The sequence below is a fragment of the Actinomycetospora sp. TBRC 11914 genome (assembly GCF_012933465.1).
In the GTDB taxonomy this organism is placed as follows: domain Bacteria; phylum Actinomycetota; class Actinomycetes; order Mycobacteriales; family Pseudonocardiaceae; genus Actinomycetospora.
The window spans coordinates 153086-168168 of sequence record NZ_JABBND010000010.1; the positions used below are offsets into that span (position 1 = coordinate 153086).

Here is a 15083-nt window from a genome sequence, read left to right on the forward strand (position 1 = left end):
CCATGGCAGCCCCCTCCCGCCGCGTCGTCACCGTGGTCCTCGGTGTGCTCGCCGTCGTCGTCGCGGTCGCCGGGATCGTCACCGCGGTCACCGCCGCGACCGCGCCCTACCGGCTCCAGGTCGTCATGCCCTCGGCGCTCGGCCTCACGACCGGCACCCCCGTCCAGCTCGCCGGCCGGGACGCCGGGACGATCACCGGGCTGGACGCGCGCGGCGACCAGGCCATCGCCACCGTCGAGCTGCCCACCGGCGACTCCGACGTCCCGCTGCCGCTGCACGCGGGCACCGTGGTGCGCGTCGAGTCGCGCTCGGTGCTGGGGGAGCGGTTCCTCGCCGTCGACCCCGGCCCCGCGACCGCCGCGGCGCTCCCGGACGACGCCCTCATCCCGGCCGGGTCGGCGCAGGTCACCCTCGAGGACGTCCTCGACGCCCTCGACCCCGCGACGCGGTCCCACCTCGCCTCGACCGTCCGCGAGCTCGACGGCACGCTGCACGGCCGCGAGGACGACGCGAACCAGATGCTGGAGACCGCGGGACCGACGGTCGACGCGCTGGGCGCGGTGCTCGACGCGGTCGGCGACGACGGGCCCGCCATCCGCGAGCTCGTGACGAACGCCCACCAGGTCACCCAGGTCCTGGCGCAGCGCCGGGGCGCCGTCGCGGGCACCGTCCGTGACCTCGGCACCCTCACCGACGCCGTCGCCACCCGCCAGCAGCAGCTCTCCGACGGCCTCGCCGAGCTGCCCGGGGCCCTCGACGCCACGCGCAACGCCCTGGACAAGGTGCCCGACGCCACCGACGCCGCGGACCCCCTGCTCGACGACCTCCGTCCCGCGGCCGACCGGCTGCCCGGGGTCGCGGGCGACCTGCGCTCGGTGCTGGGGCAGCTGCAGCCGACGCTCGCGCAGCTGAAGCCGACCCTGCAGGCGGCGAACGCGCTCCTCGGCGACACCCCGGGCCTGCTCGACCGCACCCACCACACCGTCCCGCAGCTCACCGAGGCGGTGCAGCGCTCCGCCCCCGCGGTGGCGTTCCTGCGGCCCTACGCGCCCGAGACCGCGGGCTTCCTCGGGAACTGGGGCAACTTCTTCTCCTCCTACGACTCGACCGGCCACGTCGCGCGCGCCCTGTTCACCGGCGGCCAGACGACGCTGAACGAGCAGCCCCCGGCCCCGCCCGTCGGCGGGGTCATCGACCGCACCCCGGCGCCGGGCGCCGCGGGCGGCCAGCCGTGGACCGACGCGAACGGGGACGCCGCACGATGACCAGGACCACCCGGGCGGCCGCCGTCGCCCTCGTCGTGATCGGGCTGGTCGGCGCGACCACCGGCGCCGTGCTGCGCGCCGACGACACCGGCACCGCGTCGTCCGGGCGCGTCGAGGCCGTGTTCGCCGACGCGAGCCCGCTGCGCGCCGGCAACGAGGTCAAGATGTACGGCGTCGAGGTCGGCCTCGTCGACGAGGTCCGACTCGACCCGCCGGGCCCGCAGGGCCGGCGCCTGGCCCGCGTCGTCATGGACGTCGACCCGTCGGCGCGGCAGCTGCACGCCGACGCGGCCGCGGCCATCCGGCCGGTCAGCCTCCTCGGGGAGCGCTACCTCGACCTGACCCCCGGCACCCCGCAGGCCCCGCCGCTGGGCGACCCGGCGGTGATCGGGCCCGAGCACACCTCCCGGGCGGTGGACGTCGACGACGTCCTCGACACCTTCGACGACCCCACCTCGGCCGCGCTCGCCGCGATGGTCACCACGCTGGGGGAGGGGCTGCGCGGCCGCGGCCCGCAGGTCGCGGCCGCCCTCGACGCGCTGGCCCCGGCGCTGCGGCGCACGGACCAGCTCACCGCGGTGCTCCACCAGCAGAACGACGCGCTCGACCACATGATCGACGACGGCTCGCGGGTGTCGGCCGGCCTCGCCGACCACGACGGCGCCACCCTCGACGAGCTCGTCGACACGACGAAGCAGACCCTCGACGCGACCGCCGCCAACCGGCAGGCGCTCGACGCGACCCTCGTCGCGCTGCCCGACACCGTGGCCTCGGTGCGGCGCACCCTCGGCCAGCTGGCCGGGACGGCCGACGCCACGACGCCGGTGCTGCGCTCGATCCGGCCGGTCACCAGCGACCTGACCACCCTGAGCCGGGAGCTGCAGGACTTCTCCGACGCCGCCGACCCGGCGCTCGGGTCGCTGCCCCCGGTGCTCGACCGCCTGGACGCGCTGCTCGACCAGGCCCGGCCCCTCGTCGGGGACCTGCAGCCCGCGGCGCACGACCTGCACTCGGTCACCGGGTCGGTCCGGCCGATCGGGCAGGCGCTGCTCGAGCACCCGCGCGGCGTGCCGAGCCACCTGGAGGACTTCATGAGCGGCATCGCGGACTGGGCGATGGCCACCAACGGCTACGACGGCGCCTCGCACTACTTCCGCGGCGTCGCGGTGACCACCCCGCAGACGATCTGCCACGCCGGTGCCGGCCTGTTCCCCGCCGGTGCCGTCCCCGACCCGCTGTGCACGACCGCCGGCGCGGCCGTGCCCGCGGCGCCCGGACTGCCCACGCTCCTGCCGGGGGGAGCGCCCGCCCCGGCCGCCCCCGCGCCGGCCGGGACCTCGGACAACGCCACCGGCCTCACCCCCGCGCAGGAGCAGGGGCTCGTCGGCCAGATGCTGGGAGGGGGTCGGTGATGGCCCGCACGAAGCCGGTCCCCGGGACCCACGCCGCGGCCGAGCACCGCCGGACGCTGATCGTCGGCGGCGTCGCCGTCGTCGTCATCGCCCTGATCACGGTGGTGGCGTTCACCGCGAACCGCGGCCACCTGCCCGGCGCGCCGACGACGACGGTGCGGGTCGCGTTCACCGACGTCGGCCAGACCGACGCCAACTCCGAGGTCCGCACCGGCGGCCAGCGGATCGGGCAGGTCGAGTCGGTCGCCGTCGAGAACGGTCAGGCGGTCGCCACCCTGGTCCTCGACGGCCACGTCGACGTCCACGCCGACGCCCACGCCGAGATCCGTGACCAGTCGGCGCTGGCCCAGAAGTACGTCGAGTTCTCGCCCGGCTCCGCGGCGGCGCCGCCGCTGCAGGGCGTGCTGCCGGCGGCCCACACCGACCCCACCCACGACCTCGCCGACCTGCTCGACGTGTTCGACGAGCCGACCCGGGGGGCACTGCGCTCGACGCTGCGGGAGGTCGGCGGCGGGCTCGCGGGACAGGGAGCGGCCCTGGGCCGCTTCCTCGGCGCCGCCCGCGGCGACCTCGACGACGTCGGGACGATCACCGGGGCGCTCGCCGACCCGGACGCCGACCTGCCGGGCATGCTGAACTCCGGGGCCTCGCTCGCCGGGCACCTGGCGCCCACCTCCGACGAGCTGCGCAGCCTGCTCGCGCAGAGCCGCGACACCCTCGCGGCGGTCTCCACCGACGGCGGGCGCCCGCTCGCGCAGACCGTCGCGGAAGCCGCGGACACGCTGCCCGCGCTGCGCACCGCCAGCGACTCGTTCTACGGCCCGCTGGGCGACACCGGGAACGCGATGCGCACCCTCGGGCCCGGCGCGGCGGCCCTCGGGCGGGCCACCCCCGACCTGCACGGGGTGCTGCGCGAGGCGGTCCCGCCGCTCGACGAGGTGCCCGGCGTCGCCGACCACGCGAAGCCAGCGCTCACCGACCTCACGAGGACCTTCGCCGATCTGCGGCCCTTCGTGCCCCGCCTCGACGACGGGCTCCGGGCGGCCGCGCCGCCGCTGGCCGTCCTCTCGCGCCACACCTGCGACATCACGCTGTTCACCGACACGTTCAGCAGGCTCAACACCAGCCACAACGGGTTCCGGCACCAGTTCCGGATCTTCCTCTCGGCGCCGTCGTCCTCGTCGCTGTCCGGCCTCCCCGCCGGGTTCGGTGACGCCCCGCTGGACACCTACCCCGCACCCTGCACGGCGTTCCGCGACCGGGACCCGAACGGTGCCCTCGTCCCCGGAGGGAGCACCGGATGACCGCCCGCTTCCGTGCCTGGCTCACCCCCGCGCGCACCGGCGCCCTGCTGCTGCTCGTCACCGTCGCGGTGTTCGCCCTCGTCTTCGCGAAGACCTCGCTGGTGACGACGCTGCGGCCCGGCTCCGTGCTCGTCGTCGACGCGGCCCGGGACTACAAGCTCGAGGCCGACAAGAGCGAGGTGAAGATCGCCGGCACCCCGGTGGGCACCGTGGCCTCGGTCGAGCAGACCGCCCCGGGACACGTCGAGATCCGGCTCAAGCTCGACCCGGGCACCGTCGAGAAGCTCGGGACGGCGCCGCGCGCCGACATCCGTCCGACCACGGTGCTCGGCGGGACCTACTACGTCGACCTCGTCGCCGGGGGACGCCCGGGCCGGCCCGACGGCGGCCGGATCCCGGCCGACCGGACCACGACCCCCGTCGAGCTCGACACCGCGCTCGCTGCGATCCCCCCGGACGCCCAGCGGTCCCTGCAGCGCACGTTCGGGCTGCTCGACCGGACGCTGCGTCCCGGACCCGGCGGTGCCCAGGACCCGCTGCGCTCCCTGCTGCGCACCGCGCCGGCCACCCTCGTCCCCGCCGGGCAGACGCTCGACGCGCTGCGCGGCCGGCGGCCGGACACCGACCTCGAGGCGCTCGTGACGAACGTCGACCGGGCCGCCGGCGTCCTGTCGGAGAGGGACGGGCAGCTCGGGTCGGTCGTGGACTCCTTCGCGACGACGGCCGACGTCCTGGCCCGGGAGAGCCGCCCGGTGTCCGACGCGGTCGCCGCGATGCCCGAGACCCTGCGCGCGGTCCACCGCGGCGCCGACGACCTCTCCACCACCCTGGACCGCATCCCGCCGACCGCCGACGCCATCGACCCCGCGGTCCGCGACCTCGACCCGCTCTTCCGCGACCTGGACCCGGCCCTCGCCCGGACCCACGACCTCCTCGACCAGCTCCGCCCGGCCCTCGACGACGCCCACCCCCTCGTGGGCGACCTGGTGCCCGCCGTCCGCGCCGGGAACCGGGTGCTCGACGACGTCGCCGACCCGGTCTTCGACCGGATCAACGGCCCGATCCTCGGGGCGCTGAACGCCGAGTTCCACGGCACCCCCGAGGGCGACGAGAACTCCAAGTACCCGGGCGGAGGGCTCGACACCAGGGGCCCGCTCTACGCCCAGCTCGGTTATGCCCTGACCAACCTCAACGGCGCGATCAAGACCTACGACGGGAACGCCGGCATGATCAATTTCCAGCCGGGCTTCGGGGCGTCCTCGCTGATCACCGGCCAGGGCGGCCTCGACGGGCTGCTCGACCGCCTCAACCACCCGCTGACCGCGCCGGGCCTGACCGACGCGGTCTCACCGGTCGCCCGCCCGCTCCTCGACCCGGGGCCCGGCCGGTGAGCGCCGGAACGACGCTGCGCCGCCGCTGGCGGCGGCTGCGGAGCATCCCGGGCCTGGGCCGCGACACCCTCGTGCTGGTCGGCGTCGTCGTGCTCGGGGCGGTGGCGGCGGTCGTCATCCTCACCCAGCTGAACTTCACCCCGCCGTGGAGCTCGCGCAGCGAGATCCGGGTCGAGGTCGACGACGCGGTGTCGGTGAGCCCCGGGAACTCCCAGGAGGTCCGGATCGCCGGGGTGCCGGTCGGGCTCATCGAGGGCTCCGAGGCCACCGACCACCACACCTCGATCCTCACGCTCTCGATCGAACCCGGACACCCGGTCTACGCCGACGCCCGGGCGGTGCTACGCCCGAAGAACCCGCTCAACGAGATGTACATCTCGCTGTCCCCGGGAGCGCCGCCGGCCAGGGAGCTCGGGCCCGACGACGTCCTCCCGATCACCCAGACCTCCCGCCCGGTGCAGGTCGAGGAGGCCCTCGGCGGGCTCGACGACCGCTCCCGCGCCGCCCTGACCTCACTGATCTCGGAGTCCGACGAGGCGCTGGCCCGGGCGCCGCGGTCGCTGCCGGCCGGCCTCGACGCGACCAGCGCGACCCTCGACCAGCTGCGTCCGGTCGTCACCGCGCTCGCGGCGCGCCGCGAGAACATCCGCCGGCTCGTCGGCACCCTCGCGCAGGTCGGGACGGCGGCCGGCCACGACGACGCCCGGCTGCGGGGCCTGCTCGACTCCACGCAGGCCACGCTGGCGACGCTCGCCGGCCGCGACGACCAGCTCGCCCACACGCTCGACCAGCTGCCCGGCCTCTCCGACGACCTGCGCCGGGCCCTGTCGAGCACCTCGACGCTGACCGGCGAGCTCGACCCGACGCTCGACGAGCTCCGGGCCGCGGGCGACGCCCTGCCACCCGCGCTCGAGCGGTTCGACGACGTGACGGTGACGCTGCAGCAGGTGGCCGCGCAGGCCACCCCCGTCGTCGCGGAGGCCCGGCCGGTGCTGGGGGGTCTGCGGCCCGTGGTCACCGACCTGAAGGGCGCCCTGGGCGACGCCCACCCGGTCGCGCGCTGGGCCGACGACGCCACCGCCCAGGTCGCGCCGTGGATGTACGACCTGCAGGCCTTCTTCGCCAACACCAACTCGGTGTTCAGCGTCGGCGAGGCGAACGGGCGCCGCATCGGCCGCGGCCACCTCTCGCTCGACCTCACCAACCCCGACGGCACGCTGCCCCCGGATCGGGCCGGCACCAACACCTACCGCGACGGGCCGAGCCCCTACGGGCCCTACCCGGCCGCCGGGTCAGGAGGTCCCCGATGAAGATTCGCGACTCGCTGGTCGGACACGGCCGGCTGGCCCTCGTCCTCGGGTTCGCCCTGGTGAGCCTGCTCGTCCTGGCCTGGATGTGGTCGTTCACCGGGGTCGAGGTCCCGTTCTTCACCTCCGACCGCGACTACGCGGTCTCCGCCGACGTCGACACCGTGCGCAACCTGGTGCCGTTCGCCGACGTCGAGACGGCCGGCGTGCGCGTCGGGGTCGTGGAGACCATCACCCCGGCGCCCGGGGCGGCGTCGGCCCGGCGGCTCGAGCTGCGCCTCGACGACGTCGCCGTCCCGCTGCACCAGGGCGCGAGCATCCGGGTCAGCGAGAAGTCGCTGGCCGGGCAGTACTACGTCGACCTCGTCGACGGCACCGGGCCTGCCCTGCCGTCCGGGACGGTGCTGCCCCCGGCCGGGGTGCGGCCCTCGGTCGACCTGCGCGACGTCCTCGCGAGCGTCGACACCCCCACCCGCGGCGCGCTCGGGTCGGTGATCCGGTCCGCGGGGACCGCGACCGCGGGCCGCCGGCAGGACGTCGCGCGCCTCGTCGACGGCCTGGCCCGCATCGGGGACCACGGCGGCGACGCGCTCGACGCGCTCTCCGCGCAGTCGGCCGACCTCACCCGCCTCTCGGCCGAGCTGGACACCGTCTTCTCCTCGGTGGACACGGACCGCGGGCAGATCGCCCAGGTCGTCCGCGACGCGAACCGGGTCACGGCCGCGACCGCCGGCCAGCGCCAGGCCCTGCAGGGCAGCGTCGAGCGTCTGCCCGGGCTGCTCGCCAGCACCCGCACCGCCTCCGACGACCTCACCGGGCTCTCCGGGAAGCTCGCCCCGGTCGCGTCCGACCTGCAGCGGGCCGCTCCCGACCTCGGCATCGCGCTGCAGGAGCTGCCGGTGGTGACCGCGGAGCTCCGCGGGCTGCTGCCCGACCTGAAGGGCACGCTCGACGCTTCCCCGGCCACCCTCGACCGGGTCCCCGCGACCGGCGCCGACGTCCGCGCCTTCGTCGGGCCGGCGACGGACCTGCTGCGCGACCTCAACCCCGCGCTGCGCTACCTGCGGCCCTACGGCCCCGAGGCGGGCCAGTTCTTCGCGAACTTCGCCGCCGGGATGGACCACCCCACCACGGACGGGCAGATCTACATCCCCCTGCAGGCCGTGGAGAACCCGGGCGCGCTGCAGCCCGACCCCCTCACGCTGCCACCCGGCATCATCACCGGGGAGAACGCCTACCCGGCGCCCGGGTCCCTCGCGAACCGGCAGCCGCAGGGGCCGTTCCCCCACATCGATCGGGACGGCGGATGAGGCGGCTCGCCGCGGCCGGCGCGGCCCTCGCGGTCCTCGCGGGCCTGGTGGGCGGCCTCGCGCAGCTGCGGGTCGACACCGGGACCGAGCAGTTCCTCCCGAGCGGTGCCGCGTCGGTGGCCGCGACGGCCGACGAGGCCCGGGCGTTCGGCGGTGACCCGATCGTGGTGCTCGCCCGCTCCGCCCAGCCGGAGTCCGATCCCCGTCGCTCCGCTCGCCCCGGGCCGGCACTCCTCACCGACCCCGACCAGCTGCTGCGGCTGCTGCGCCTCGAGGGCGACCTCGCCCGCACCCCGGACGTCGCCGCGGTCTACGGCCCGGCCACCGTCCTCAACCAGGTCGTCGGCGCGGCTCGCGGCCTGCTCGCGCAGGTCGCCGGGCGTCGCGACGGGGCCCGGCAGGCAGCGCAGGTCCAGGCGACGCAGGCCGGGGCGGACCCGGCCGACGCCGCCGCGGCCGGTCAGGCCGCCGCCGAGGCCGTCGACGCCCGCTACGCGCCGCTCGTGGTCGCGGCACTCCCCGCGGGAGTGCCGACGCTGCGCAACCCGGCCTTCGTCCGCGCCGCGATCCTCGACCCGGACGGGAGCCCGAAGCCGCGGTGGCGGTTCGTGGTGCCCGCCCCCGACGCCGTCGCCGTCCTCGTCCGGCCCCGCGAGGGCCTCGACCAGGCCGGCACCGCGCGGCTCGTCGACGGGGTGCGGTCGCAGGTCGCGGCGGCGGGGCTGGAGACCACGTCGACCACGGTGGCCGGCGTCCCGGTCGTCACGTCGGGGCTGGCCACCGCGGTCGTGCGGGACCTGCCGCTGCTCGCCGGGCTCGTCGCGCTCGTGGTGGCGGTGCGGTTCTGGTTGGTGCCCGCGGTGCGGCGACGAGGACGCGCCACGCCCGCCGCCGATCGTTCTCCCGTGGCGGATTCGACGGCCGCGCGTCCGGAACCACCCCCGGGAAGCGATCACGGCCGAGGCGACCGGTGGCGGGCGGTGCTCTGGCCGCTCGCGGTCGCCGCCCTCGGCGCGAGCGTCACGCCCGCCGTCGCGGGGTGGCTGGGCGTCCCGCTGTCGTTCGGTGCAATCGCGCTCCTCCCGGCGCTGCTCGGCGTCGGGACCTCGTTCCTGCTCTACCTCGCCTCGGCCCGCGACCGCCGGCCGATGGTGGTGATGGGCCTCGCGGCCGCGGCCGGGTTCGCCGCGCTGGCGGTCTCGCCGCTGCCGTTCGTGCGCCAGCTGGGCCTCGTGCTCGGCCTCGGCGTGGGCCTGACCGTGGGCGCCGGGCTCGCGCTGCGCCGGTACGCCCCCGCCGGTTCCGAGGACCTCCCGGCGACGGCCGCGGGCGGGGCGGAGCCGCCGCCGCGCCCGCGGCCGGTGGGGGTGCGGCTCGCCGCCGCCGCGCTCGTCGTCGTCGCCGGACTCGGCTGGGCCGCCCTGGCCGGTCTCGGGGTCACCGCCAACCCGCTGGACCTCGCGCGGGGCACCCCGCAGCTGGACGACGCCCGCGCCGCCGACCGCGTGCTGGGCTCGTCGGGCGAGATCACCGTCGTCCTGCGCGGGCCCGACGTGCTCTCCCCGCCCGCGCTCGCCTGGTCGCGCACCGTCTCGCGGCAGCTCCTCGCCGCCCACGGCGACCAGCTGCGCCCGGTGATCAGCCTGCCCGACCAGCTCGGCTTCCTCGGCGACGCCCCGACCGCGGCGCAGATCCGGGACGCCGCGGCGCTCCTGCCCGACTACCTGCGCTCGGCGGTGGTCACCTCCGACGACCACACCTCGCTGGTCACCGTCGGGCTCTCGCTCGACCAGGAGCTGCGCACCCAGGCCGACCTCGTGCGCGCGATCCGGGCCGGGCTCCCACCCGTGCCGCCGGGATACACCGCCGAGCTGGCCGGCCTGCCGGTCGCCGCGGCCGACGGCTACGCGACGATCTCCGCGGAGCGCTACCCGGCCACCCTGGCCGGGATCGCCGCCGTCGGGCTGGTGCTCGGGCTGGGGCTGCGGCGGCGACGCGAGGCGCTGCGGGCCGTCGCCGCCGCCGTCCTCGCGACGGGCTGGGGCTACGCCCTCATGTGGGTCACCGGCATCCGGCCGACGGTGCTCACGCTGGCCCTGGGCGCGCTCGTCGCGGTCAGCGCCGCCGAGTTCGTCGTCCTGCTGCGGCTGCCCGGCACCGGCGACGCCCGGCGGCACCGCCGCAGCGTCGCCGTCGCCGCCGCGACCGCCGCCGTCGGCTACGCGGCGCTCGCGGCGTCCCGGCTCTGGGTACTGCGCGACTTCGGCCTCGTGCTCACCGGCAGCGTCGCCCTGGCCTACCTCGCCGCGCTGCTGGTCACCGCCCCGGCCGTGGCCGGTGTGATCCCCCGACGCCGGCGGCGTCCCGCCGGGGGCGGCGGCGCTCCCCACGCCGTCGCCACCACCGACCGCGACAGGACGGAGGTCCCGGCGTGACCGAGACCCTCACCCGGCCCGGGGCCGGACCCGACCGCGACCCCGCCGAGGGTCGTCCACGGGGCCGCCTGCGGCGACTCGTCGCCCGCCGGCGTGTGGCCCTCCTCGACGCGCCCCGCACCCGCCGCGGCCGGATCGTCACCGCCGTGGTGCTGGTGCTGGTGCTGCTCGCGAGCGCCGGCCAGCTCGCCTGGTCGACGGTCACCGCGCTGCCCGCGGACGCGGCGCTGCGTGTCGGCGGTCTGCGGGGCGAGGTGGTCACCACGCAGTCCCTCGACGCCCGGGTCCGGCTCTACGGCGCCCTCTACGGCATCGCCGCGCCGACCGACCCGGCCGGGCAGGACCGGTTCCGGCGGGACACCGCGAAGGCGGTCGCGGTGAGCGAGCTGGTCACCCGCGAGGCGGCGGCCCGCGGCATCGTGGTCGCCGACAAGGCGGTCTCCGACCAGCTCGACCAGCTCGTCGCCCGCAGCTTCCCGGCCGGGCGCGACGACTTCCTCGCGAAGCTCTCCGCCGCGGGGGTCTCCGAGCAGGACGTGCTCGGCGAGGTCCGCCGCCAGATGGTCACGTCCCAGCTCTACGACCGGATCACCCGGGGCGTGCCGCCGGTGACCGACGACGACGTGGCCCGCGCGTACGACCAGCGCAGGGCCACCCTGACCACCCCGGAGCAGCGCCACGTGCGCGCCGTCGTGCTCGGGTCCCAGCAGGATGCGGCGGCGACGCTCGACCGGCTGCGCGGGGGAGCCGACGTCACCGCCGAGGCCGCCCGCTCGCTCGACCAGAGCACGCGCGGCACCGGCGGCGACCTCGGGCTGGTGGGCCACGACCAGCTCGCGACGCTCGACCAGGGTCTGGCCGACGCGGTGTTCGGGGCCGCCCCGAACGCGTACGTCGGGCCGCTGCCGCTGCAGCAGGCGTTCGTGGTCGCCCAGGTCGCCGAGGTCCGCCCCGGCACCCCGCTGACCCTCGACCAGGCGCGCGACGAGCTGCGCGCCCAGCTCGGCGTCGAACGCACCGGCGCGGTGTGGAACGGCTGGATCGCCGACCGCCTGCGCGCCGAGGGTGTCGAGTACGCCGAGAGCTACCAGCCCGCCGACCCGAGCTCGGCACCCGCTCCCCGCTAGCAACCCTGGAGGACCCCGTGGTCGACGTCGCCGTGCTCGAGACAGCGTCGCTGGGCGACCGCAGCTACGTCGCGCACGACGGCGCGACCGCGGTGGTGGTCGACCCGCAGCGTGACCTCCACCGCCTCGAGGCGGTGCTCGGCGAGCACGGCCTCGCCGTCGGGCTGGTCGTCGAGACCCACGTGCACAACGACTACGTCAGCGGCGGCCTGGCCCTGGCCCGGCGTACCGGCGCCCGCTACGCCGTGCCCGCCGGCGAGGACGTGGCCTTCGAGCGCACCCCGGTCCGCGACGGCGACGAGCTGGCCGTCGGCGCGCTCACGGTGCGGGTGCTCGCCACGCCGGGCCACACCGCGGACCACGTCGCCTACGTCGTCCGCGGGCCCGACCCCGGGGAGCCCGCCGCCGTGTTCACGGGCGGCTCGCTGCTCTTCGGCACCGTCGGGCGCACCGACCTCGTCGACCCCGGCCGCACCGAGGAGCTCAGCCGCGCCCAGTACCGCTCCGCCCGCCGTCTGGCCGACGAGCTCGAGGAGACCGCCCGGATCTTCCCCACCCACGGGTTCGGGAGCTTCTGCTCCTCCGCGCCGACCTCGGGCGCGAGCGAGAGCACGATCGCGGCCGAGCGGGAGGGCAACCTCGCGCTCACGGTCGACGACGAGGGTGACTTCGTGCGCCGCCTCGTCGAGGGCCTCACCGCCTACCCGTCGTACTACGCCCACATCGGCCCGCAGAACCTCGCCGGGCCCGAGGCCCCCGACGACGGGCCGGTGGCGCCGGTCAACGCCGAGATCCTGCGGCGGCGGCTCGCCGCGGGGGAGTGGGTCGTCGACCTGCGCGAGCGGCGGGCGTACGCGGCCGACCACGTCGCGGGTGCGATCGGCATCGGTCTGGAGGGGTCGTTCGCGACCTACCTGGGCTGGGTCGTGCCGTGGGGCGCGCCGGTGACGCTGCTCGGGGAGAGCTCCGAGCAGATCGCCGACGCGCGTCGCGAGCTCGTCCGGCTGGGCATCGACCACCTCGGCGGCGCCGGGGTGGGGGAGCCCGCGGACCTGGTGCCGTCGTCGGAGCGGGCCTCGTTCCCGGTGGCCTCCTTCACCGACCTCGCCGGGACCGACGACGCCGTCGTGCTCGACGTCCGCCGCGAGGACGAGTTCGCGGCCGAGGCCATCCCCTCCGCGGTCAACGTGCCGCTGCACGAGCTCGCCGGCCGGCTCGACGAGCTGCCGGAGACGACGCTGTGGGTGCACTGCCAGTCGGGCTACCGCGCCGGGGTCGGCGCGGGCATCCTCGCCCGGGCAGGGCGCGACGTCGTCCTCGTCGACGACGACTTCGACGAGGCGGTGCGCCTCGGCCTGACCGCCGAGTGACTCCGTCCAGGTCGCTGACCTGGGCAGATGCGTCGGGCGGCAACGATCCGTGACGCGCATGACCTCACCGGCGGACCGTTGACAAGCGCGAGCAGCGATGTCTAGCGTCCGACAAGATCGCGCCGTTCGGCGCGGGTCGTGGAGAACGCTGACCCGAGGACGGGCATGGACACGGCATCGCGGACCGACGTGTGGCGTTGCCACGGTCGCGCGACCAGCCGCACCCGTCGGCACGTCGACCTCGCGCGGGTCAGCAGCGCGCTCTGTCGCTGACCCGGATCTCCCCGGCGCCGGAACCGCGCGCCGATCCTTCCTGAGCTGTCGATCACCGCCGCTGATCTCGGCCCCTGCCACGCGCAGGGGTCGTGTTGGTGCGCGCTCCGGAGTCTGGAGACTGCCGTGCCCCCACCCCTGCCCTCGACGGGAGAAGCCGTCGAGGCAAGGCCCGAGCGACCCGCCGAGCCGGACCTGACCGCGCAGCGCGTCGTCCCGCTCCGTCATCCCGGCCGGTGGATCGCCACCGTGGTCGTGCTGGTGCTGCTCGCCCAGGTCGTGCACGGGCTCATCACGAACCCGTTCTACCAATGGGACCGCTTCACCTACTGGTTCGCCCGCCCTGTGGTGCTGCAGGGCCTGCTGATCACCCTCGAGGTGACGGCGATCAGCGCCGTCCTCGCGCTGGCGGGCGGCATCGTGCTCGCGTTGATGCGCCGGTCGCAGAGCCCGGTGCTGCAGACCGTCAGTTGGGCCTACATCTGGCTGTTCCGGTCGGTCCCGCTCATCGTCCTGCTGCTGTTCCTCTACAACTTCAGCGCCCTCTACAAGGTGCTCGGGCTCGGTGTCCCCTTCGGACCGCAGTTCGTCACCTTCGGGGTGGCGAGGCTCGGCACCGACCTGGTGATCGCCATCGTCGGGCTCAGCCTCAACGCCGCGGCGTTCGCGGCCGAGGTGGTGCGCTCCGGGCTGCTCTCGGTCGACCAGGGCCAGCACGAGGCGGCCGCCGCCCTCGGGCTGCCCCGCATCTACCAGTTCCGTCACATCGTCCTGCCGCAGGCGTTGCGCACGATCGTGCCGTCCTACGTCAACGTGCTGATCGACATCGTCAAGGGCTCGTCCCTGGTGTTCTACGTGTCGCTGCTCGACCTGTTCGGACAGGTGCAGAGCCTCGGGTCGACCTACCCCGGGGACATCGTCCCGCTGCTGGTCGTCGCCACCGTCTGGTATGTCGTGCTCACCAGCGTGATCTCCGTCGTGCAGTACTACGTCGAGCGACGGTTCGCCCGCGGTGCCGAGCGGACGCTGCCGCCGACGCCCCTGCAGCGGCTGCGACGCACGCTCGGGTCGATCCGGTCGATCGGGGCCGCGCGATGACCGCGCTCGACGCCGGCCTCGCGCCGGTGCGGGCCGCCGCGGTCGAGGTCCACGGCGCGCACAAGTCGTTCGGCACCCTCGAGGTCCTCGCGGGGATCGACCTCACCATCGACCCGGGCACCGTCACGGCCGTCCTGGGCCCGTCGGGCTCCGGCAAGTCGACCCTGCTGCGCGCGATCAACCACCTGGAGAAGCTCGACCGCGGTTACGTCAGCGTCGGCGGCGAGCCGATCGGCGTGCAGCGGGTCGGTGACCGGCTCAAGGAGCTGCCCGAACGCGCGATCCTCGTCCAGCGCCGGCGCATCGGGTTCGTGTTCCAGAACTTCAACCTCTTCCCCCACCTCACGGCGCTCGACAACGTCGCCGCCGCGCCGAGCGCCACCGGCGCGCTCGGGCGGCCCGAGGCGATCGAGCTGGCCGAGGAGCTGCTGGCCCGCGTCGGGCTCGCCGACAAGGCAGGCGCCTATCCGCGCCAGCTCTCGGGCGGGCAGCAGCAGCGGGTCGCGATCGCGCGGGCGCTGGCCCTGCGGCCCGGCGTGATCCTCTGCGACGAACCGACGTCCGCGCTCGACCCCGAGCTCGTCGGCGAGGTGCTCTCCGTCATCAAGGACCTCGCCGCCACCGGCACCACCCTCGTCGTCGTCACCCACGAGATCGGCTTCGCCCGGGAGGTGGCCGACCAGGTCGTGTTCCTCGACGGCGGCGTGGTCGTCGAGCAGGGCCCGCCCGCGCAGGTCCTCGACCACCCCGTCCATCCCCGCACCCGCGAGTTCCTCACCAAGGTCCTGTAG

Annotated in this window: 12 protein-coding genes; all 12 read left to right on the forward strand. The window is 76.0% G+C overall.

The annotated features are described in order from the left end of the window. Positions 1 to 2: 2 nt before the first annotated feature. Positions 3 to 1265: an MlaD family protein gene (locus HH311_RS16995; protein WP_169184856.1), complete on the forward strand. Its 1263-nt coding sequence runs from the start codon at positions 3 to 5 to the stop codon at positions 1263 to 1265. Further along, positions 1262 to 2677, forward strand: coding sequence for an MlaD family protein (locus tag HH311_RS17000; RefSeq protein ID WP_169184857.1), 1416 nt, complete (start codon positions 1262 to 1264; stop codon positions 2675 to 2677). The genes HH311_RS16995 and HH311_RS17000 overlap by 4 nt, the downstream gene beginning before the upstream one ends. Beyond that, entirely contained in the window at positions 2677 to 3981 is a 1305-nt protein-coding gene (locus HH311_RS17005; RefSeq protein WP_169184858.1) for an MlaD family protein, read from the forward strand. Before HH311_RS17000 ends, HH311_RS17005 begins: the two co-directional genes overlap by 1 nt. Continuing rightward, positions 3978 to 5372 carry an MlaD family protein gene (locus tag HH311_RS17010; protein ID WP_169184859.1) on the forward strand — a complete coding sequence of 465 codons (1395 nt, stop codon included), beginning with the start codon at positions 3978 to 3980 and terminating at the stop codon, positions 5370 to 5372. The genes HH311_RS17005 and HH311_RS17010 overlap by 4 nt, the downstream gene beginning before the upstream one ends. Further along, complete coding sequence (locus HH311_RS17015) at positions 5369 to 6682, forward strand: MlaD family protein (protein ID WP_169184860.1); 1314 nt, start codon at positions 5369 to 5371, stop codon at positions 6680 to 6682. Before HH311_RS17010 ends, HH311_RS17015 begins: the two co-directional genes overlap by 4 nt. Continuing rightward, positions 6679 to 7989 (forward strand): MlaD family protein, encoded by a 1311-nt coding sequence (locus HH311_RS17020; RefSeq protein ID WP_169184861.1) that lies wholly within the window; start codon positions 6679 to 6681, stop codon positions 7987 to 7989. The genes HH311_RS17015 and HH311_RS17020 overlap by 4 nt, the downstream gene beginning before the upstream one ends. Beyond that, a complete protein-coding gene (locus HH311_RS17025; RefSeq protein ID WP_169184862.1) occupies positions 7986 to 10424 on the forward strand; it encodes an RND transporter in 2439 nt (812 codons plus the stop codon). The genes HH311_RS17020 and HH311_RS17025 overlap by 4 nt, the downstream gene beginning before the upstream one ends. Continuing rightward, entirely contained in the window at positions 10421 to 11551 is a 1131-nt protein-coding gene (locus HH311_RS33370; RefSeq protein WP_169184863.1) for a peptidylprolyl isomerase, read from the forward strand. Before HH311_RS17025 ends, HH311_RS33370 begins: the two co-directional genes overlap by 4 nt. Positions 11552 to 11568: 17 nt before the next feature. Continuing rightward, positions 11569 to 12921 carry a rhodanese-like domain-containing protein gene (locus HH311_RS17035; RefSeq protein WP_169184864.1) on the forward strand — a complete coding sequence of 451 codons (1353 nt, stop codon included), beginning with the start codon at positions 11569 to 11571 and terminating at the stop codon, positions 12919 to 12921. 165 nt (positions 12922 to 13086) lie between these two features. Continuing rightward, positions 13087 to 13194: a putative leader peptide gene (locus HH311_RS33735; RefSeq protein ID WP_396027448.1), complete on the forward strand. Its 108-nt coding sequence runs from the start codon at positions 13087 to 13089 to the stop codon at positions 13192 to 13194. Between the two features lie 126 nt (positions 13195 to 13320). Further along, the gene (locus tag HH311_RS17040) at positions 13321 to 14292 is read left to right on the forward strand and encodes an amino acid ABC transporter permease (protein WP_312030208.1); all 972 of its coding nucleotides are present in this window, start codon (positions 13321 to 13323) and stop codon (positions 14290 to 14292) included. After that, positions 14289 to 15083 (forward strand): amino acid ABC transporter ATP-binding protein, encoded by a 795-nt coding sequence (locus HH311_RS17045; RefSeq protein ID WP_169184865.1) that lies wholly within the window; start codon positions 14289 to 14291, stop codon positions 15081 to 15083. The genes HH311_RS17040 and HH311_RS17045 overlap by 4 nt, the downstream gene beginning before the upstream one ends.